Annotated in this window: 22 protein-coding genes; 10 read left to right on the top strand and 12 right to left on the bottom strand. The window is 70.5% G+C overall.

Going from position 1 to position 18423, the window contains the following annotated elements; genetic code table 11:
* Positions 1-75 precede the first annotated feature (75 nt).
* The 4 genes from EHF32_RS13025 to EHF32_RS13010 are packed head-to-tail and all read right to left on the bottom strand — an operon-like array spanning position 76 to position 3203.
* The gene (locus EHF32_RS13025) at positions 76-486 is read right to left on the bottom strand and encodes a Fur family transcriptional regulator (protein ID WP_137418581.1); all 411 of its coding nucleotides are present in this window, start codon (positions 484-486) and stop codon (positions 76-78) included.
* Between the two features lie 46 nt (positions 487-532).
* Positions 533-1393, bottom strand: coding sequence for a metal ABC transporter permease (locus EHF32_RS13020; protein ID WP_137418580.1), 861 nt, complete (start codon positions 1391-1393; stop codon positions 533-535).
* Complete coding sequence (locus tag EHF32_RS13015) at positions 1390-2211, bottom strand: metal ABC transporter ATP-binding protein (RefSeq protein WP_137418579.1); 822 nt, start codon at positions 2209-2211, stop codon at positions 1390-1392. The genes EHF32_RS13020 and EHF32_RS13015 overlap by 4 nt, the downstream gene beginning before the upstream one ends.
* A complete protein-coding gene (locus tag EHF32_RS13010; protein ID WP_137418578.1) occupies positions 2208-3203 on the bottom strand; it encodes a metal ABC transporter solute-binding protein, Zn/Mn family in 996 nt (331 codons plus the stop codon). The genes EHF32_RS13015 and EHF32_RS13010 overlap by 4 nt, the downstream gene beginning before the upstream one ends.
* Before the next feature lie 248 nt (positions 3204-3451).
* Here EHF32_RS13010 and EHF32_RS13005 point away from each other — a divergent pair, with 248 nt between their 5' ends.
* Complete coding sequence (locus EHF32_RS13005; RefSeq protein WP_137418577.1) at positions 3452-4273, top strand: ornithine carbamoyltransferase; 822 nt, start codon at positions 3452-3454, stop codon at positions 4271-4273.
* Positions 4274-4525: 252 nt separating this feature from the next.
* Here the strand turns inward: EHF32_RS13005 and EHF32_RS13000 are convergent, their stop codons facing one another.
* From EHF32_RS13000 to EHF32_RS12985, 4 genes are all read right to left on the bottom strand, one after another.
* Positions 4526-5845, bottom strand: coding sequence for a dihydrolipoamide acetyltransferase family protein (locus EHF32_RS13000; protein ID WP_137418576.1), 1320 nt, complete (start codon positions 5843-5845; stop codon positions 4526-4528).
* 144 nt (positions 5846-5989) lie between these two features.
* Positions 5990-6973, bottom strand: a complete 984-nt coding sequence (locus EHF32_RS12995) for an alpha-ketoacid dehydrogenase subunit beta (protein WP_238343708.1) — start codon at positions 6971-6973, stop codon at positions 5990-5992.
* Positions 6970-8076 carry a thiamine pyrophosphate-dependent enzyme gene (locus tag EHF32_RS12990; protein ID WP_137419243.1) on the bottom strand — a complete coding sequence of 369 codons (1107 nt, stop codon included), beginning with the start codon at positions 8074-8076 and terminating at the stop codon, positions 6970-6972. Before EHF32_RS12990 ends, EHF32_RS12995 begins: the two co-directional genes overlap by 4 nt.
* Positions 8077-8131: 55 nt before the next feature.
* Entirely contained in the window at positions 8132-9229 is a 1098-nt protein-coding gene (locus tag EHF32_RS12985; RefSeq protein ID WP_137418575.1) for a histidinol-phosphate transaminase, read from the bottom strand.
* A 48-nt stretch (positions 9230-9277) separates the two neighbouring features.
* Here EHF32_RS12985 and EHF32_RS12980 point away from each other — a divergent pair, with 48 nt between their 5' ends.
* Positions 9278-9670 (top strand): phage holin family protein, encoded by a 393-nt coding sequence (locus EHF32_RS12980; RefSeq protein WP_137418574.1) that lies wholly within the window; start codon positions 9278-9280, stop codon positions 9668-9670.
* Here the strand turns inward: EHF32_RS12980 and EHF32_RS12975 are convergent.
* The gene (locus EHF32_RS12975; RefSeq protein WP_137418573.1) at positions 9642-10970 is read right to left on the bottom strand and encodes a hypothetical protein; all 1329 of its coding nucleotides are present in this window, start codon (positions 10968-10970) and stop codon (positions 9642-9644) included. The two genes, EHF32_RS12980 and EHF32_RS12975, sit on opposite strands and share 29 nt — an antisense overlap.
* Positions 10955-11245 (bottom strand): hypothetical protein, encoded by a 291-nt coding sequence (locus EHF32_RS12970; RefSeq protein WP_137418572.1) that lies wholly within the window; start codon positions 11243-11245, stop codon positions 10955-10957. Before EHF32_RS12970 ends, EHF32_RS12975 begins: the two co-directional genes overlap by 16 nt.
* Positions 11246-11359: 114 nt before the next feature.
* On the opposite strand from EHF32_RS12970, the gene EHF32_RS12965 reads away from it, so the two are divergent.
* Both EHF32_RS12965 and purB read left to right on the top strand, forming a co-directional pair.
* Complete coding sequence (locus tag EHF32_RS12965; protein ID WP_192900646.1) at positions 11360-11863, top strand: low molecular weight protein-tyrosine-phosphatase; 504 nt, start codon at positions 11360-11362, stop codon at positions 11861-11863.
* Entirely contained in the window at positions 11860-13275 is a 1416-nt protein-coding gene (gene purB, locus EHF32_RS12960; protein WP_137418571.1) for an adenylosuccinate lyase, read from the top strand. The genes EHF32_RS12965 and purB overlap by 4 nt, the downstream gene beginning before the upstream one ends.
* 192 nt (positions 13276-13467) lie before the next feature.
* Here purB and EHF32_RS12955 read toward each other — a convergent pair whose 3' ends face one another.
* Positions 13468-13818, bottom strand: a complete 351-nt coding sequence (locus tag EHF32_RS12955; protein WP_137418570.1) for an amino acid transporter — start codon at positions 13816-13818, stop codon at positions 13468-13470.
* Positions 13815-14450, bottom strand: a complete 636-nt coding sequence (locus tag EHF32_RS12950) for an acyl-CoA synthetase (protein ID WP_137418569.1) — start codon at positions 14448-14450, stop codon at positions 13815-13817. The genes EHF32_RS12955 and EHF32_RS12950 overlap by 4 nt, the downstream gene beginning before the upstream one ends.
* A 116-nt stretch (positions 14451-14566) precedes the next feature.
* Between EHF32_RS12950 and EHF32_RS12945 the strand changes: the two genes are divergently transcribed.
* The 6 genes from EHF32_RS12945 (at position 14567) to EHF32_RS12920 (ending at position 18415) form a co-directional block, all read left to right on the top strand.
* The gene (locus tag EHF32_RS12945) at positions 14567-15379 is read left to right on the top strand and encodes a shikimate 5-dehydrogenase (protein WP_137418568.1); all 813 of its coding nucleotides are present in this window, start codon (positions 14567-14569) and stop codon (positions 15377-15379) included.
* A 70-nt stretch (positions 15380-15449) separates the two neighbouring features.
* Complete coding sequence (locus EHF32_RS12940; protein ID WP_137418567.1) at positions 15450-16322, top strand: DMT family transporter; 873 nt, start codon at positions 15450-15452, stop codon at positions 16320-16322.
* A 74-nt stretch (positions 16323-16396) separates the two neighbouring features.
* On the top strand, positions 16397-16753 hold the full coding sequence (locus tag EHF32_RS12935) for a helix-turn-helix transcriptional regulator (RefSeq protein WP_137419241.1): 357 nt from the start codon (positions 16397-16399) through the stop codon (positions 16751-16753).
* A gap of 29 nt (positions 16754-16782) precedes the next feature.
* Entirely contained in the window at positions 16783-17205 is a 423-nt protein-coding gene (locus tag EHF32_RS12930) for a VOC family protein (protein ID WP_137418566.1), read from the top strand.
* Positions 17202-17630 carry a hypothetical protein gene (locus EHF32_RS12925; protein WP_137418565.1) on the top strand — a complete coding sequence of 143 codons (429 nt, stop codon included), beginning with the start codon at positions 17202-17204 and terminating at the stop codon, positions 17628-17630. Before EHF32_RS12930 ends, EHF32_RS12925 begins: the two co-directional genes overlap by 4 nt.
* Before the next feature lie 59 nt (positions 17631-17689).
* The gene (locus EHF32_RS12920; RefSeq protein WP_137418564.1) at positions 17690-18415 is read left to right on the top strand and encodes a VIT1/CCC1 transporter family protein; all 726 of its coding nucleotides are present in this window, start codon (positions 17690-17692) and stop codon (positions 18413-18415) included.
* The last annotated feature ends 8 nt before the right edge of the window (positions 18416-18423 follow it).

Below are 18423 nucleotides of genomic sequence, written 5' to 3'. Positions count from 1 at the left end.
CCGAGACTCAGCGCCACGGACGTACGCGAGCCGGACGCGCGCCGCGGCGACGCCGACCTCGCGCGCTCGGTGCGACTAGTCGTCACGCTCATTCGCCCGGGCGGCGGTGCACGCACCGCAGAGCCCGAAGATGTCGACGACGTGCTCGGCGGAGGTGAAGCCGTGGCTCGCGGCCGTGCGCTGAGCCCACTCCTCGACCTCCGAGGCCTCGATCTCGACCGTCAGACCGCACTGCCGGCAGATGAGGTGATGGTGGTGGCCGCTGGTCACGCAGGCGCGGTAGAGGTTCTCGCCCTCGGGGCTCTGCAACGAGTCGGCGTCACCGCCGGCGGCCAGCCCTGCGAGCGCACGGTAGACGGTGGCCAGGCCGATGCCGGTGTTGTCGTCGCGCAACCGCGCGTGCAGCGTCTGGGCGCTGACGAAACCCTGCGCGTCGGAGAGGGCTTCGCGGACGCGCTCGCGCTGCCAGGTGTTGCGCTGAGCCATGCCCGAATCCTACCCGCGCACCCTGGCAGCGGGCCGGGCGCTGTTCTCAGGCGGCACGCGTCACGCGGTCGCGACGTGCTCCGATCGCGCGGCAGACGATGTAGATGACGAACGAGATCGTCGTGATGTACGGGCTCACCGGCAGGGTTCCCGCCACCGCGAGCAGGATGCCGCCGACGGCGGAGACGACGCCGAACAGCGCAGCCCATAGCGGCACCGCGAGCGGGCCGGTGGAGATGCGCATCGCGGCCGCGGCGGGGGTCACGAGCAGCGCGAGCACGAGCAACGCGCCGATGATGTGCACGGCGACGGCCACGATGAGCCCGAGCAGCAGCATGAAGGCGAGCGAGACCGCCCTCGTCGGCACACCGCGCGCGGCGGCCGACTGGGGGTCCAGCGAGTCGAAGCGCAGCGGGCGCCAGATGAGCAGCAGACCCACCAGCACCACGGCCGCGATCGCGATGAGCACGCCGAGCTGCCCGGTCTGCACGGAGACGATCTGCCCCGTGAGCAGGCTGAACCGGTTGGCGCTTCGTCCGTTGTACAGCGAGAGGAAGAGGATGCCGAGACCGAGTCCGAAGGGCATCAGCACGCCGATGATCGAGTTCCGGTCGCGCGCGCGGGAGCCGAGCCAGCCGATGAGGGCTGCGGCGATCATCGAGCCGACGATGGATCCCGTCACGACGTCGAAGCCGAGGAGGAGGGCGGCAGCGGCGCCGGCGAAGGAGAGTTCGCTGATGCCGTGCACCGCGAAGGCCATGTCGCGCTGCATCACGAACACGCCGATGAGACCGCCGACGATGCCGAGGACGGCGCCCGCCCACACCGAGTTCTGCACGAGCTCGAGGATCTGGCCGTACTGGGCCACGCCTCCGAACAGCGCGTCGCCGACGTCGCTCCAGTTCATGCGTGGTCCTCGTGGTCGTGATGGTGGTGGTGCGACTGCTCCGCATCCGGCGCTCCGACGACGACGAGGCGTCCGCCCGCCCGCAGCACGTGCACGGGAGCGCCGTAGAGGTCACTGAGCACGGCGGAGTCGAGCACCTGGTCGGGGGTCCCGAGCATGAAGGTTCCGCCGGCGATGTAGAGGATGCGGTCGACCGCGTCGAGCACCGGGTTGATGTCGTGGGTCACCAGCAGGACGCCGGCCTGACGCTGCCGGCGATGCCGATCGATCAGCGACACCACGGCCTGCTGGTTCGCGAGGTCGAGACTCGTCAGCGGCTCGTCGCACAGCAGCAGGCGGGGGTCGTCCGCGAGTGCCTGTCCGACGCGGAGCCGCTGCTGCTCCCCGCCCGAGAGCAGCCCGACCGGACGGTCGGCGAAGGTCTCGGCGCCCACGGCGGCGAGGAGCTCGTCGACGCGAGCCCGGTCGCGCCGACGGGAGATCGGCAGACCGAAGCGGTGGCCGTCCACGCCGAGCGCGACGACATCGCGGCCGCGCATCGAGGTGTCGCGCGGCAGCGGGCGCTGCTGGGGGATGTAGCCGATGCGCCGGTTGCCGGCCCGGGTGACCGGCGCCCCGAGGGCCGTGATCGTTCCCTCGCTGAGCCTGTCGAGGCCGAGGATCGCCCGCAGCAGCGTCGTCTTGCCGGCGCCGCTGGGTCCGAGAACGGCAACCAGCTCGCCGGGCGCGACGGTCAGATCCAGCCCGCGCCACAGGTCGCGTCCGCCGCGCCGAAGCGCAGCGGACGCGATGACGAGCGGGTCGCGCTCGGTCGTCACTTGTCGAGGGCTCCGGCGAGGTCCTCGATGTTCTTCTGCATCCACTGGATGTAAGTCTGGTCGTCCGGACGCGTTTCCGTGAACTCGAGCACCGGAATGCCCGCGGTACCCGCCGCGTCGATGATCTGCGTCGTCTCGGCGCCGCCGGCCTGGGCGTTCGCGATGACGACCTTCACCTCGCCCGACTTGACCTCGTTGAGAGCCGCCAGCAGCACCGCCGCGGGCACGTCCTGGCCCTCTTCGACGGCCTCGCTGAACTCGTCCGGCGTGGCGTTCTCGAGTCCGGCGGCGGCGATCAGGTAGCCCGGCACCGGCTCGGTCACGAAGACCTCGGCGCCGCCGTGCGCGGCCTTGATGTCGTCGAGGGACTTCTCGAGACCGGCGACCTGCGCGAGGAACGCGGTCGAGTTCGCCTGGAAGGTCTCCGCCTCGTCGGGAACGAGACGCGAGAGCTCCTCGGTGATCGCCTCGGTCACGTGCTCGATCGTGTGCGGGTCGTACCAGACGTGCTCGTTGAAGCCCTCGATGTGGTCGTGGTCGTGCTCCAGCTCGGAGTGCGGGCTCGCCTCGAGCTCGTCCGTGTCGTGCTCGGTCGCCTCGGTGCCCTGCCAGCTGTCGGAGTACTCGGCGGCCACGATCACCGGAGCCTCGGACTTGCTCGCGTCGATGAGAGAGTCCATGAACGCGTCGTACCCGCCGCCGTTCTGGATGATGAGGTCGGCCTTCTGCACCGTCAGCTGGTCCGCGGCGGTGGCCTCGTAGTCGTGGGGGTCCTGCGCGGCGGACGAGATCACGGGCGTGATCGTGGCCGCATCCCCCGCGATCTCCTCGGCGATCTGGCTGTACACGTTCGTCGAGGTGACGATGGTGATCGCGTCGGCGGATGCGGAGCTCTGCGACGGATCGGCCGTGGCCGACGCGCATCCGGCGAGCGTGAGGGCGGCGCCGGCGACGAGGGCGGGCGCGAGGAGAAGTCGGGTCTTCAGGGGCATGGCGGTCACTCTACGCCTACTGATAATCGTTATCAAAATCGGTTGGGCGCGCTTCCTGGTCGGCCACTGTGGCCAGCGGCACCTTCCCTCCCTGTGCCCGAGTTGCGTCGCATGTGCGCAGTTGCGCCACTCCTGCGCAGATGCACCAGTCATTGACAGGCGCAGTTGCGCAGAAGTGTGGCCCCTGTACGGGTTCCCGCCAGACGGATGCGGTGAGCCAGCCGCATCCGCGTCGATACGGTGGCGGGATGCGCTCCCTCATCCGCCTCGACGACTGGACATCCGCCGACATCGAGCAGGTCTTCGCCCTCGCCGACGCGTACGAGGCGGGGCGGGGTCCGACGACGTCGGGCTGCGCGGTCATGTTCTTCCCAGCGACGAGTCTTCGCACCCGCGTCACGTTCGAGCGCGGCGCGGCGCTCATGGGTCTGCAGCCGGTCGTCCTTCCCGAGTCCACCCTCGACAAGCCGGAGGCGCACGCGGATGTCGCGGGCTACCTCGCCGGCTGGGCCGATGTCGCCGTCGTCCGCCACGGCGACATCGGCGTGCTGGAGGCACTCGCGGCCCCGGGCGCGCTTCCGATCGTGAACGCGATGACGGGCATCAACCATCCCTGCGAGGTCCTCGCCGACCTGTGGATGCTGCGACGGAACCGCGATCTCGCCGCGACACGTTTCCTGTTCGTCGGGCCTGACGGCAACATCTCACGCGCGTGGCAGGAAGCCTCTCGCGCGCTCGGACTCGACGTGGTGCAGTGCGCGCCGGCCGAGCTGCGCACACCCGGCGCGCGCTGGGTCGAAGACCTCGATTCGGCGATCCGCTCCGCCGACGTGATCATCACCGACGACCCCGGGAGCCACGCCGAGATCCTCGAGCCGTATCGGATCACCGCAGCCCTGCTGGATGCGGCGCCTCGCGGTGTCCGGCTGAACCCGTGCCCGCCGTTCATCCGCGGGCGGGAGGTCAGCGAGGACGCGGTGGCACATCCCGCCTTCGTCGGTCACGCGTTCAAGAGCGCCCTCCTGCCCGTGCACCAGGCCGTGATGGCCTCCTGCCTCGGGATCGGCTAGCCGCGTTCGCAGCTGCGGGCGGGGTACGGGCGGGGTACGGGCGGGGTACGGGCGGGGTGCGGGCGACAGGCGGGTGCGGCCCCAGGCGGGTGCGGACCCAGGTGGGGTGCGGGCCCGCATCCGCCACACTTCTCCGCGAGTGCGACAGGAAATCACTGTGGCGGATGCGGAGACCTGTGGCATCTGCGCATGTGCGACGCAACTCGGGCACACGCGGACGGCACCACCGAGCGCGGAACGGCCCGACGGGGATCACTCCACGAGGAGGGCGGGCTCCTCGAGGACGGCGGCGACGTCGGCGATGAAGCGGCTCATGCCGTCACCGTCGATGACGCGGTGATCGAACGAACCGGACACCGTGGTCACGAAGCGCGGGCGCACCTCGCCATCGACGACCCACGGCTTCTGACGGATCGTCCCCATCGCGATGATCCCGGCCTCACCCGGGTTGATGATGGGGGTTCCCGCATCCATCCCGAAGACGCCGATGTTGGTGATCGTGATGGTCCCCTGCTGCTGGTCGGCGGGCGGGGTCTTGCCCTCGCGCGCCGTGAGCGTCAGGCGCTCCAGGGCCTTCGCCAGCTCGCGCATGCTCAGGTTCTGGGCGTCCTTGATGTTCGGGACGATCAAGCCCCGCGGCGTGGCCGCCGCGATGCCGAGGTTCACGTAGTGGCGGAGGTTGATCTGCGCGCCGTCGTCGCCGTCCACCCACGCGGCGTTGACCATGGGCGTGCGACGCACGGCCCAGATGACCGCGCGGGCCATGATCAACAGCGGCGAGACCTTCGTGTCGGCATAGTCGGGCGACGCCTTCAGGCGCTTCACGAGCTCCATCGTGCGCGTCGCGTCGACGTCGGTCCACACCGTCACGTGCGGCGCGGAGTAAGCGCTGCGCACCATCGACCCGGCCGTCGCCTTGCGCACACCCCTCACCGGGATGGACTCCTCGCGCGGGTCGGACTCGGCGACGGATGCGGCGACCGGGATCGTCTCCTCGCGCACCTCGGGCCACTCGGGCGTCTCGATGTTGCGGAACACGCTCGCCTGCGACGCGTGCTTCACGACATCGTCGCGTGTCACCTCGCCGGCGGCGCCGCTGGGCGTCACGGCGGAGAGGTCGACGCCCAGGTCGCGGGCGAGCTTGCGGATCGGCGGCTTCGCCACGACCCCGGCGGCGGATGCGGCGGGCGCCGCGGCGGGCTTGCGGCGCCGCGAGGTGACGGCACCGGCGGAGCCGTAGCCGACGAGGACGGAGCCGCCCGCCTCGGGCTCGGCCGCGGGGGCCGGAAGTCCCGGGTCGCCGGGTGCGGGGACATCGGATGCGGGAGCCGCCGCATCCGCGATCGTGATGATGGGGGCCCCGACATCGACCGTCTGGCCCTCTTCGACGAGCACCTCGCCGACCACGCCCGCGAAGGGCGACGGCAGCTCGACCAACGACTTCGCCGTCTCGATCTCGACGATCACGTCGTTGACGGCGACGGTGTCACCGCTCTTGACGTGCCAGGTGACGATCTCGGCGTCGGTGAGACCCTCGCCGACATCCGGGAGATGGAAGGTCTGCGTGCTCATTGCGGTTCCTTTCGCCGTTCCTTCACCGTCGAGACTGCATCTTTGTGACGAGATCACGGGTAAACACCGTGATCTCGTGCTCGAAATGCAGTCTCGCGGTCATGAGGGGGTGAGGGGCGGGGATGGGGATGAGGGGCGGAGTGGTCAGTAGGCGAGGGCGCGGTCGACGGCCTCGAGGATGCGGTCGGCATCGGGCAGGTACTGCCCCTCGAGCTTGGCGGGCGGGAAGGGCACATCGAACCCGGACACGCGCAGCACCGGGGCCTCGAGCGAGTAGAACGCGCGCTCCGTGACGGTCGCGGCGATCTCCGAGCCGAGCGAGGTGAACTGCGGCGCCTCCTGCGCGTAGACCATGCGACCGGTGCGGGCGACGGAGTCGAGGATGGGGCCGTAATCCACCGGCGAGAGGGAACGCAGGTCGATGACCTCGCAGCTGGTCCCCTCGCTCTCGGCGAGCGCGGCCGCCTGCAGCAGGGTCGAGACCATCGCGCCGTGCCCGACGAGCGTCACATCGGTGCCCCGCCGCACGATGCGGGAGGCGTGCAGCGGCAGCGCACGAGCGGAGAGATCCACCTCGCCCTTGGGCCAGTAGCGGCTCTTCGGCTCGAGGAAGACGACCGGGTCGTCGGAGGCGATCGCGTCCTGGATCATCCAGTACGCGTCGTTCGGCGTGGACGGGCTCACCACACGCAGGCCCGGGGTGTGCGTGAAGTACGCCTCGGGGCTCTCCTGGTGGTGCTCGACGGCGCCGATGTGCCCGCCGTACGGGATGCGGATGACCACGGGCATGCGCAGCGCGCCCTCGTGGCGGTTGGTGAGCTTGGCCAGCTGCGTCGTGATCTGGTCGAAGCCGGGGAAGACGAAGCCGTCGAACTGGATCTCGCAGACGGGACGGAACCCGCCCATGGCGAGCCCGATCGCGGTGCCGATGATCCCCGACTCGGCGAGGGGGGTGTCGATCACGCGGTGCTTGCCGAACTCTGCCTGCAGACCCTCGGTGACGCGGAAGACGCCGCCGAGCGGACCGATGTCCTCGCCCATCAGCAGCACGCGGTCACTGTCGCGCATGGCCTGGGCCATGCCCGCGTTCAGGGCCTTGCTCATCGGCAGGGTGGTCATCTCGCTCATGCCCGGCCTCCCTCGAGGGATGCTTCGTACTCGGCGAGCCAACGCTTCTGCTCGTCGACGAGCGGATGCGGCTCGCTGTAGACGTGGTCGAACATCATGTCGGTGCCGATGGAGCCGAGGGCCACCGTGCGGGCGCGGACGTCTTCGGCGTAGTCGGCGGCGGCTGCATCCACGTCGGCGAAGAACGCGTCCGACGCACCGCGCGAGCGCAGGTACGCCGCCATCCGGGCGATCGGGTCGCGCTCGGCCCAGGACTGCTCCTCGGCGGAGGTGCGGTACTTGGTGGGGTCGTCGCTGGTCGTGTGCGCGCCCATGCGGTACGTCATCGCCTCGATCGCGCGGGGTCCGCCGCCGGCGCGCGCCTCGTCGAGGGCCTGACGCGTGACGGCGAAGCTCGCCAGCACGTCGTTGCCGTCGACCTGGACGCTCGGCATGCCGTAGCCCTCGCCGCGTCGGTAGAGCGGCGCCGAGGCCTGGGTCGCGACCGGGACCGAGATGGCCCACTGGTTGTTCTGGAGGAAGAAGACCTGAGGAGCGCGATAGCTCGCCGCGAAGACCATCGCCTCGTGCACATCGCCCTGACTGGACGCGCCGTCGCCGTAGTAGACGATGACGGCCTCGTCGCGGTCGACGTCGCCGGTGCCCGTCTTGCCGTCGAACACGAGGCTCATGCCGAAGCCGGCGGCGTGCAGCGTCTGCGAGCCGAGCACGAGCGTGTAGATGTGCGTGTTGCCGTTCTTCGGGTCGTACGGGTTCCACCCGCCGTGCGTGAGGCCGCGCATGAGCCGCACGATGTCGATCGGGTCGACGCCGCGGATGGTGCACACGACGTGCTCGCGGTACGAGGGGAAGAGGTGGTCCTGGGCCCTCGCGGCGTGGGCAGAGCCGACCTGCGCCGCCTCCTGCCCCCAGCTCGGCGGCCAGAGGGCGAGCTGGCCCTGACGCTGCAGGTTGGTCGCCTGCCGGTCGAAGGCGCGCACGACCACCATGTCGCGGTAGAAGGTCTCGAGCTGGGCGTCGTCGATCGCGGCCACGGCGGCGAGGTAGGGCTCGGCGGCGGGGGTCGGCGCGAACGAACCGTCCGCCGCCAGCACCCGCACCATCCGCGCGTCGTCGTCGGCCGGAGAGAACGTGTCGGGCGAGGTCACGGGCTCTACGCTATCTGCTGGCGGGATGGCCCTCTGGGAGGTCACGTACAACGGATGCGGCAATTCGTAGGATCTGCTCGACAGACTCCTCTTCGCCGATCGAGATCCGCACGCCGTCTCCCGCGAAGGGGCGGACCACCAGGCCACCCTCGTCGAAGGCCGCCGCGGCGTCGGTCGTGGCCTCTCCCGTGGCGAGCCAGACGAAGTTGCCCTGCGCGTCGGGGACCCGCCATCCTGCGTCGCGGAGTCCCGCGACGACCCGGTCGCGGCGTTCGGCGATCACCCGTACGCGCTCGAGCAGCTCGGCGTCGGCGTCGAGGCTCGCGAGCGCCGCCTCTTCGGCGGTGGCGGTGACCGAGAGAGGGATGGCGACGGCGCGCGCCGCATCCAGCACGCGGCGGTGGCCGATCGCGTATCCGATGCGCAGCCCCGCGAGCCCGTAGGCCTTCGAGAAGGTGCGCAGCGCCACGACGTTCGGGCGGGTGACGCCCGTGCGGCGCAGGCCGTCGACCGCGTCCGGCGCGGTCACGAACTCGGCGTACGCCTCGTCGAGGATGACGAGCACGTCGGCGGGGACCGCCGCGACGAAGGTGTCGAACTCGTCCTGCGTCACGACCGGACCCGTGGGATTGTTCGGGCTGCACACGATGACGGCGCGCGTGCGCGGGGTGATCGCCGCGGCCATCGCGACCAGGTCGTGACGGCCCTCGGACGTCAGCGGCACCTCGACGCGGTCGGCGCCGGCGACCGTGACGAAGCTCGGGTAGGCCTCGAAGGACCGCCACGCGTAGACGACCTCATCACCGGGGCCCGCGACCGCGAGGATCAGCTGCGAGAGCAGCGATGCACTTCCGGCGCCGATGTGCACCTCGTCGGCGTCGACGCCGTAGCGCTCGGCCAGACGCACGCGAAGCCTCGCCGCGGTCGCGTCCGGGTAGCGGTTCACCGTCTCGGCGGCGCGGAGGGCGGCCAGCACTCGCGGCAGCGGCGCGAAGGGGTTCTCGTTGCTCGAGAGCTTGAACGCGTCGGCACCGGCCGGCTTCCCCTGTCGGTAGACCGGCAGGGCCGCGATCTCGGGGCGCACACGAACGGGAATCGGCTCTGTCACACCGAGAGTCTAGGAGCGCGGATGCGGGGCGCGTGCCACACTTCCGGCATGGGCTTTCTCATCCGCGTCGTGGTGAATGCGTTCTCGATCTGGGTCGTGACCCTCATCCCGGTCCTCGGCGTCAGCGTCATCGCGTTCCCGCCGGGCGGAACGCTCGAGATCGTGCTGTCACTGCTGATCGTGGCGCTCGTCTTCGCGCTCGTGAACACGATCGTCGGATCGGTGGTGAAGGTGATCGCCTTCCCGCTCTACGTGCTCACGCTCGGCCTGTTCTCGCTCATCGTGAACGGGTTCCTGCTGTGGCTGACCAGCTGGATCACCGAGTTATGGGACTGGGGCCTGCGGGTCGAGAGCTTCTGGTGGGGCGTCGTCGCAGCGCTCGTGATCGCCTTCATCAACGGCATCTTCGGCGTCATCCTGCGCCCGAAGCGACGGGACTGACCGCACCGGCGCGGCGCCGCGGTACGGCGTCGACCTGACGCGCCCCGAACTCCTGCGTCGAGATGAGACGTGCGCCCTCGAGCTCGGCCATGCGCTCGTGCACCACGGCGACGCGCGGATCGGCCGAGGCGTCGACGAGTCCGGCCGTTTCGGCGTAGGCGCTGAGGTGGTGCGCGGGCAGGCCGAAATCCTGCGGGCCCGGCGCAGGATCCACGACGCGCGTGACGACGAAACTCCCCTCCGCTCCCACACGCGTGGCGAATCCTCCGCCGGCGAGCATCGCCACCGGGTCGTCGCCGTGTCGCAGGTCGACGGCCATCGCCTCGGGGCCGGGGTCGGCGGCGGTCGGGGAGCCCGCCGTCCCGACGACGCGCACGTCGTAGTCGCCGGTCGCCGCGACCTGGCCCACCAGCATCCCGCCCTGCGAGTGGCCGTAGAGATAGAGCGTGTCGCCGGGGCGCACACCCGCCTCGGCGAGCATCGCCGTCAGCGCCAGGTAGGCGTCGGACTGCTCGCCGCCGTACCCCTGGACGTTGGAGAGCATGTCCCACACCTCGTCGCCGCCGAGCCCGCTCGTGCCGGCGACGTACACGGCGTACGCGGTTCCGGATGCGGTCGCGTACTTCTCGATGCGCACCCGCGCCTCGCCGCCCTGCGGGATCCGGCCGAGAGCCGGCGCGAGGGCTGCGGGGGCCGCGGCCGAGAGGTCCGCGGGTGGCAGCGGCACGATCTCCGGCACGGGCCGCCCCGTGGGCGCCAGGTGCGTGCCGAACGGGATCCGGCCGCGGACCGCGGTGAGGCGCGCGATGGCCGCCCCCGCGGCCAGACCCGCCCCCGCGAGGAAGGGCATCAGCAGGGTGAACCACGCCCAGCCGTCGCCGAGGCCTGCATCCGCTCGCAGAAGGTCCGTCGCCCCGGGGTAGGCGCGCTCGATCGCGGCGATACCCTCGCGAGCGCGCGCGACGGCATCCGCGTCTCCTGAGGCGGATGCGAGAGCGGCCTCGGCGCGCATCTCGGCGAGCTCGTACACGGCCGCGCACATCAGGAGGCGGTCCTGCTGCTCCCGCGCGCGATCGGCCAGCGCGCCCACCTCGCGCATGCGGGCGTCCTGGGTGAGCCCCAGCACCGGCAGCATGTGCGCGCTGATCCGCGCATCGGCGCGGGCGATGTCGGCGACGGCTTCGTCCAGACGTGCCGCCGCCCCCACGAGCACCGCGGCCGCATCCCGCAACCGCGCCGTGTCGACGGCGACCGCCCCACCGGAGGAGATGCCGACCTCGTCGGTCACGACGACCACCATCCGAAGAGGTTGCCGCCACCCGTGACCAAGGCCTGACTGCGGATCTCCGCGATCACGTCGTCGAGGGCGAGGAGTCGCCGTCGCTCGTCGGCGAGCGCGGTCGTCCAGGCGTCGTGCGCCAGCTGGAAGGCGCGCATCGCCGGCGACGCCCAGGCCGTCGCCCGGGCGAGGCCCGTGGCGTCGCGGATGACCGTCTCGATGAGCTCGACGGCTGCGAGCACGTCGCGCCGTGCCGCGTCGAAGGAGAAGACGACATCGTCGAGGGTGTCTGTCATCCCCCGATGCTCGCTCCGCATCAGAGGGGCGCGGTGCGGCCGCATCCGATCCGAGGATCGCTCGCCGCGAGATCGTGGCTGTGCAGGAGAGGTCGTCAGGACCACAATGGACCCATGCCCGCGTCCTCGCCGTTCCGCGTGGTCTTCGTGTGCACCGGGAACATCTGCCGATCCCCGATGGCCGAGATCGTCTTCCGCTGGTTCGCCGAGTCGGTCGGTCTCGGCGATCGCGTGGTCTCCACGAGCGCCGGCACCGGCGACTGGCACGTCGGCGAGCCCGCCGATCCGCGCACGGTCGAGGCCCTGGAGCGCCACGGGTACGACGGCCGGCATCACCGCGCCCGACAGTTCGACTTCGCGGACTACGAGCGCAACGACCTGGTCATCGCCCTCGACAGATCGCATGAACGCAACCTGCGCGCGTGGGCGCGGTCGGAGAACGATTCCGACAAGGTCGTGCTGCTGCGCGCGTTCGACCCGCAGACCGACGACAACCTGGACGTCCCCGACCCGTACTACGCCGGTCCCGAGGCGTTCGACGAGGTGCTCGCTATGATCGAGAGCGCGTGCCGGGCGCTCTTCCGGCAACTCGAACCCGCCATCCGCTCCGCGGGATGACCCGCGCGGCCCACCGCCCTCGACGGAGTACCGTGTCGAACTTCCCCGCCCAGCCGCTCAGCCCCCTCGACGGTCGTTACCAGGCCGCCGTCTCCGCCCTCGGCGACTTCCTGTCGGAAGCGGGGCTCAATCGCGCCCGCGTCGAGGTCGAGGTGGAGTGGCTCATCACCCTCACCGACCGCGGTCTGTTCGGACAGTCCCCGCTCTCGGACGCCGAGAAGGACTCCCTCCGCGCCCTCTACCGCGACTTCGGTCAGGCCGAGATCGACTGGCTCGCCGAGCGTGAAGCCGTCACGCGTCACGACGTGAAGGCCGTCGAGTACCTCGTGCGCGATCGTCTGTCCTCGCTCGGACTCGACCGGATCGCCGAGCTCACGCACTTCGCCCTCACCAGCGAGGACGTCAACTCGACCTCGTACGCCCTCACCGTCCAGCGCGCGGTGACGCAGGTGTGGCTGCCGAAACTGCGGCAGGTCATCGAGCGGCTGCGGGCGGTCTCCGTCGAACTGGCGGATGCGGCGATGCTCGCCCGCACCCACGGCCAGCCCGCGACCCCCACCACGATGGGCAAGGAGATCGCCGTCTTCGCGTGGCGCCTGGAGCGGGTGCTCGCACAGCTCGAGTCCTCGGAGTACCTGGCGAAGTTCTCCGGCGCGACGGGAACCTGGTCCGCCCACCTCGCGGCGGATCCGGATGCGGACTGGGTCGAGATCTCCCGCGGGTTCGTCGAAGGGCTGGGTCTCGGGTTCAACGAGCTCACCACGCAGATCGAGTCGCACGACTGGCAGGTCGAGCTCTACGACCGCGCGCGGCACGCGGGCGGCATCCTGCACAATCTCGCGACGGATGTGTGGACCTACATCTCCCTCGGCTACTTCGCCCAGATCCCCGTGGCGGGCGCGACCGGTTCGTCGACCATGCCGCACAAGATCAACCCCATCCGCTTCGAGAACGCGGAGGCGAACCTCGAGATCGCGGGAGGCCTGTTCCAGACCCTGGCCGCCACCCTGGTCACGAGCCGCCTGCAGCGCGACCTCACCGACTCCACCACGCAGCGCAACATCGGCGTCGCGTTCGGCCACTCGCTGCTCGCGCTCGACAACCTGCTGCGCGGGCTCGGCGAGATCTCGCTCTCGCGTGAGGTGCTGCTGGCCGACCTCGACACCAACTGGGAGGTTCTCGCCGAGGCCATCCAGACCGTCATCCGCGCCGAGGTCGTCGCAGGTCGCTCGCAGATCACCGACCCGTACGCGCTCCTGAAGGAGCTCACCCGCGGTCACCGCGTCGGCGGCGCCGATCTCGCCGAGTTCGTGCGCGGCCTCGACATCGGCGACGCGGCGAAGCAGCGACTGCTCGCGCTGACGCCCGCCACCTACACGGGCCTCGCGGCCTCCCTCGTCGCCGGCGCCTGACCCGCGGGCGGGCTCCCGGCATCCGGGGGGGCGGGGCCCGCATCCGGGGCTCCTTCTCCCTCTGCCCCGAGACTGCATTTTCAGCGCGAGATCACTGTGTTTACCCGTGATCTCGTGCAGGAGATGCAGTCTCGCGGGACAGTGGGGACACGCGCGAGGGGGCGGGCCCGCTCGGGCACCGCGCCGCGGGCGCTAGGCGCGGGGCGGGGCGTCGCCGTCGGCGGAGTCGGATGCGGGGCTGTCGCCGGATGCGTCCTCGGACTCCTCCTTGGGCAGCAGCACCGCGCGATCGACCGTACGGTTCACCTGCGCCGGGTCGACAGCGAGCATGAGCAGGGCGATGATCACGAGCGTCGCGATGAAGGTGATCCCGGCGACGATGCCGCCGACCATGAGGGCGTGGCCCGACTGTCCGGCGACGCGGTTCTGGAAAAAGCCCATCGAGATGAGCGTGACGATTCCGGCGAAGAGAGCGGCCGCGAGAGCGAGCCCGATCAGCTGAGCGGGCTTCATGATGTCGCGACGGGTGGGTTTGTCTGTCATGCCGCCTCCTCGGGCGCGGGGGCGGACTCGCGGCGCGGGGAGAAGCCCGCGATCCCCAGGTAGACCGCGACGATCGCCGCGTAGCCGCCGAAGAGTCCGACGGCGATCGTGATGCCGGTGAGCGTGAAGGAGCCTGCCTCTTCGATGCTGTACTGCAACGCGTAGGCGGGCTGCACAGCGAGGGTGCCGAGCGCGAGCAGCACGCCCACGATGCCGACCGTCAATGCATCGCGTGCCTCGGAGCGGGCGACACTGCCGCGCTCTGCTGCGCGCAGGGCCCGCAGGCCCGCGATGCCCTCGATGAGCCCGGTCACGAGCGCCCACGAGATGACGATCACGAAGAAGGCCAGTGTCGTGCGCAGGGTCGGGATGCCGGAGACACCGCCCGCGATGAGGGTGAGAGCGCCCAGCACGATCGGCAGCCGGCGCTGACCGGGGCCGTACACGAGCCACGCCGAGAGCAGCCACACGATCGCCGACGCCATCGCGAAACCGCTGAACACCGACAGACCCACGGCGGCGGAGTGATCCGGCGAGAACGTGATCATGACGGCCGCCACGGCCGCGAAGAGGGCTCGAACCAGTTGGAGGTGGCGCGGCTCGAAGGCGCGCGCGGAAGAACTGCTGGTCATGGCTCGACTCGTGAAGGTGGGTACGGCGGCGGAACGGATACCTCCAGTCTAGGTCGTGCTGATGAGGAGCCCGCCGTGAACGGACGACGGCGGCCGCTCGTGCGACACAATGAGGTATGCCGATTCTCAACAAGGACATGACGCTGTGCATCTCGCTCGCCGGGCGACCCTCGAACATCGGGACGCGCTTCCACAACTACCTCTACGACGAGCTCGGTCTGAACTTCGTCTACAAGGCGTTCACGACCGATGACATCGCGGGGGCGATCACGGGGGTCCGGGCACTGGGGATCCGAGGCTGCTCCGTGTCGATGCCCTTCAAAGAGGCCGTGATTCCGCTGCTCGACGAGATCGAGCCGTCCGCGGCCGCGATCGACTCCGTGAACACGATCGTCAACGACGGCGGACGGCTGTCGGGCTCGAACACCGACTACGAGGCGGTCGCGCAGCTGCTCGCCGAGCACGCCGTCGACCCCGCCGCATCCGTGCTCGTGCGCGGGTCGGGCGGAATGGCGAAGGCCGTCGTCGCGGCGTTCCACGGTGCGGGCTTCCGTGATCTCACCGTCGTCGCCCGCAACGCCGAGGCGGGCCGGGCGCTCGCGGAGCGCTACGGCTTCCGTGCGGTCACGGAAGATCCGGCGCCGGGGCACGCGGTCATCGTGAACGTGACGCCGCTCGGCATGAACGGGGCGGATGCGGACGCGCTCGCCTTCAGCACGGACCACATCGACGCCGCGGAGCGCGTGTTCGATGTGGTCGCCTTCCCGTCCGAGACCCCCCTCATCCGCGCCGCGCGCGAACGCGGCGTCGCCGTCATCACGGGCGCCGAGGTCATCGCGCTTCAAGCGGCACGGCAGTTCGCGCGCTACACGGGTATGACCCCCACGCCCGAGCAGGTCGCGCGCGCGTCGGAGTTCTCCCGCGCCTGAGCGAGGCAGACGGCCACGCACTGCGGATTGGACCCCCGGCCGCAAGCCCCCGCGCGGGCAGACTCGGGGAATGACCAGATCGGCCGCATCCGGACTGCTCTGGGGAGCGCTCGGCGTGCTGGCCTTCTCGTTCACGGTCATCTTCACGCGGATCGCCGTCACCTCGCTGTCGCCGCTGTTCGTGGGGGCGGGGCGTGCGGTCGTGGCCGCCGCCCTCGCCGCCGTCGCCCTGGCCGCGACCCGATCGCGTCTGCCGCGCGGCGGACAGTGGATGCGGCTCGTCGTGGTGGCCGGCGGGGTGGTCGCGGGCTTCCCGCTGCTCACCTCCTACGCGCTCACGGTGGCACCGGCCAGCCACGGCGCCGTCGTGATCGCCCTGCTGCCCGCCGCGACCGCGGTCGCCGCGGTGCTGCGCGCCGGCGAGCGCCCGGGACGGACGTTCTGGGTGCTCACCGCCGCGGGCGCCGTGGCGGCGACGGTGTTCGCCATCGTCGGCGGCGGATGGGGCGGCTTCCACTGGTCGGACGTGCTGCTGCTCGGGGCCGTCGTCGCCGCCGCGATCGGATACGCGGAGGGGGCGCTGCTGGCGCGCGAGCTCGGCTCGTGGCAGACGATCTCGTGGGCGCTCGTCGTGGCCGCCCCCGTGATGGCCGCGTTGACGGCGGTCTCGGCGGTCTCGGATCCGCCGACGGCGACACCTGGCCAGTGGGCCGCGTTCGGCTACCTCGCGGTGGTGAGCATGTTCCTCGGCTTCTTCGCCTGGTACCGCGGGCTCGCGATCGGTCCCATCACGCGCGTCAGCCAGCTGCAACTGGTGCAGCCGGTGCTCTCGATCGTGTGGGCTGCACTGATTCTCGGCGAACCGCTGACCTGGGCGACCGTGCTGGGGGGCGCTGCGGTCATTCTGTGCGCATCTGGCGCCGTCCGCAGCCGCGCGCGCTGAGCCGCTGGCATGATCGCCTCGTGGAGGTTCCCGACCTGGCGACGATCGCGCAGCTCCGGCGAGCGCGCGACCGCATGGACCGCGACTACGCGAAGCCACTCGACGTGGAAGCGCTGGCGCACAGCATCCCGATGTCGGCCGGTCACTTCAGCCGACAGTTTCGTCGCCTGTTCGGCGAGTCTCCGTACCAGTACCTGATGACGCGGCGGATCGAGAGGTCGATGACACTGCTGCGCCGCGGCGATCTCACGGTGACCGAGATCTGCTTCGCCGTCGGCTTCTCCTCCATGGGCACGTTCAGCACGCGCTTCACCGAGTTCGTCGGCGTTCCGCCGAGCGTGTACCGCACGCAGGACCCGCCGTTTCGCGAGGGGATGCTGCCGTGCATCGCGAAGCACCTCACGCGTCCGGTCAGGAATCGAGAAGCGTGACGGATGCTCGTCGCCCTAGCGTGAGCGACATGGACATCACGATTCACTCCAGCTTCCTTCCGCACACCGATCCTGAGGCATCGCTCGCCTTCTACCGCGACGTGCTCGAGTTCGAGGTGCGCCTCGACGTCGGATACGAACAGATGCGCTGGATCACAGTCGGACCCGCCGGCCAGCCCTCCACCGCCATCGTGCTGCACCCGGCGAGCGTCGGGCGCGATCTCTCGGACGAGGAGCAGGAGTTCCTGCTCGCGCTCATCGCCAAGGGCAGCTACTTCGGCGTGAACCTCTCCACCGACGATCTCGACGCCGTCTTCGCACGCGTGGAGGCCTCGGGGGCCGATATCGTGCAGGAACCCATCGAGCAGGACTACGGGCTGCGGGACGCGGCGTTCCGCGATCCCGCGGGCAACCTCATCCGCATCCAGCAGAACAAGGAGCAGCAGGCATGAGCACAGGATTCTCCGCGCAGGAGCGCGAGGCCATGAAGCAGCGGGCCGCCGAGCTCAAGGAGATGAAGGGCGTGAAGGGCGCCGCGAAGCGGGCGAAGGAGTACGACGCCTGCCTCGAGGCCATCGACGCCCTCACCGGCAACGACCGCCAGATCGCCGAGAGGCTGCACGTCATCGTCTCCGAGGAGGCACCCGGTCTCGCACCCAAGACGTGGTACGGATTCCCCTCGTACGCCAAGGACGACAAGGTCGTGGTGTTCTATCAGCCCGCCGCGAAGTTCGAGACCCGCTACGGTTCCATCGGCTTCAACGAGACCGCGGCGCTCGACGACGGCGAGATGTGGCCGACCTCCTTCGCCGTGCTGGAGATGACCCCGGCCGCCGAGAAGACGTTCCGCGAGCTCGTGCGCCGCGCCGCCGGCTGACGTCTCAGCGCCGCCTAACCTTCGTGGTGCCGGTGGGAAGCGGGGAATAGCCTGACGGCGTGAGCGAATCCGCCGAGTACGGGGTTCACCCCGATGAGCCGCACCGTCAAGGCCTGTCCCAGCGCCTGAACTGGTTGCGCGCGGGTGTACTGGGCGCCAACGACGGGATCGTCTCGACCGCTGCCGTCGTGGTCGGTGTCGCGGGGGCCACCTCCGAGGTCGCCCCCGTCTTCCTCGCCGGCACGGCGGCACTCGTCGGCGGCGCCATCTCGATGGCCTTGGGCGAGTACGTGTCGGTGTCGAGCCAGCGCGACTCCGAGCGCGCGCTCATCGCGAAGGAGACACGGGAGCTGCGAGAGCAGCCCGAGGAGGAGTTCGAAGAGCTCGTCGGGCTGTACCGGGCGCAGGGGCTCAGCGAGGAGACGGCGACCCGTGTCGCCACCGAGCTCACGGCGAAGGATGCGTTGAAGGCGCATCTCTCGGCCGAACTCAACATCGACGCCGACGACGTGGTGAGCCCGTGGCACGCGGCCCTCGCATCCGCCATCGCGTTCTTCGTCGGGGCCCTGCTCCCGATGGCCACGATCCTGCTCGCACCGCATCCGCTGCGCATCGCGCTGACCTTCGTCGCCGTGCTCATCGCCCTCGCGATCACCGGCTACGTCGCCGCGTGGATCGGCGGGGCGAACCGATCCCGCGCGATCGCGCGGACGGTGATCGGCGGGGCACTCGCGCTCGTGGCGACCTACGCGGTGGGCAGCCTCTTCGGCACGACGGTCGGCTGATCCGCCCC

This window comes from Microbacterium sp. RG1 (genome assembly GCF_005347485.1).
Taxonomy (GTDB): domain Bacteria; phylum Actinomycetota; class Actinomycetes; order Actinomycetales; family Microbacteriaceae; genus Microbacterium; species Microbacterium binotii_A.
Note: the sequence above shows the minus strand (reverse complement) of the source record. Positions and strands in the feature narration are given on the sequence as shown.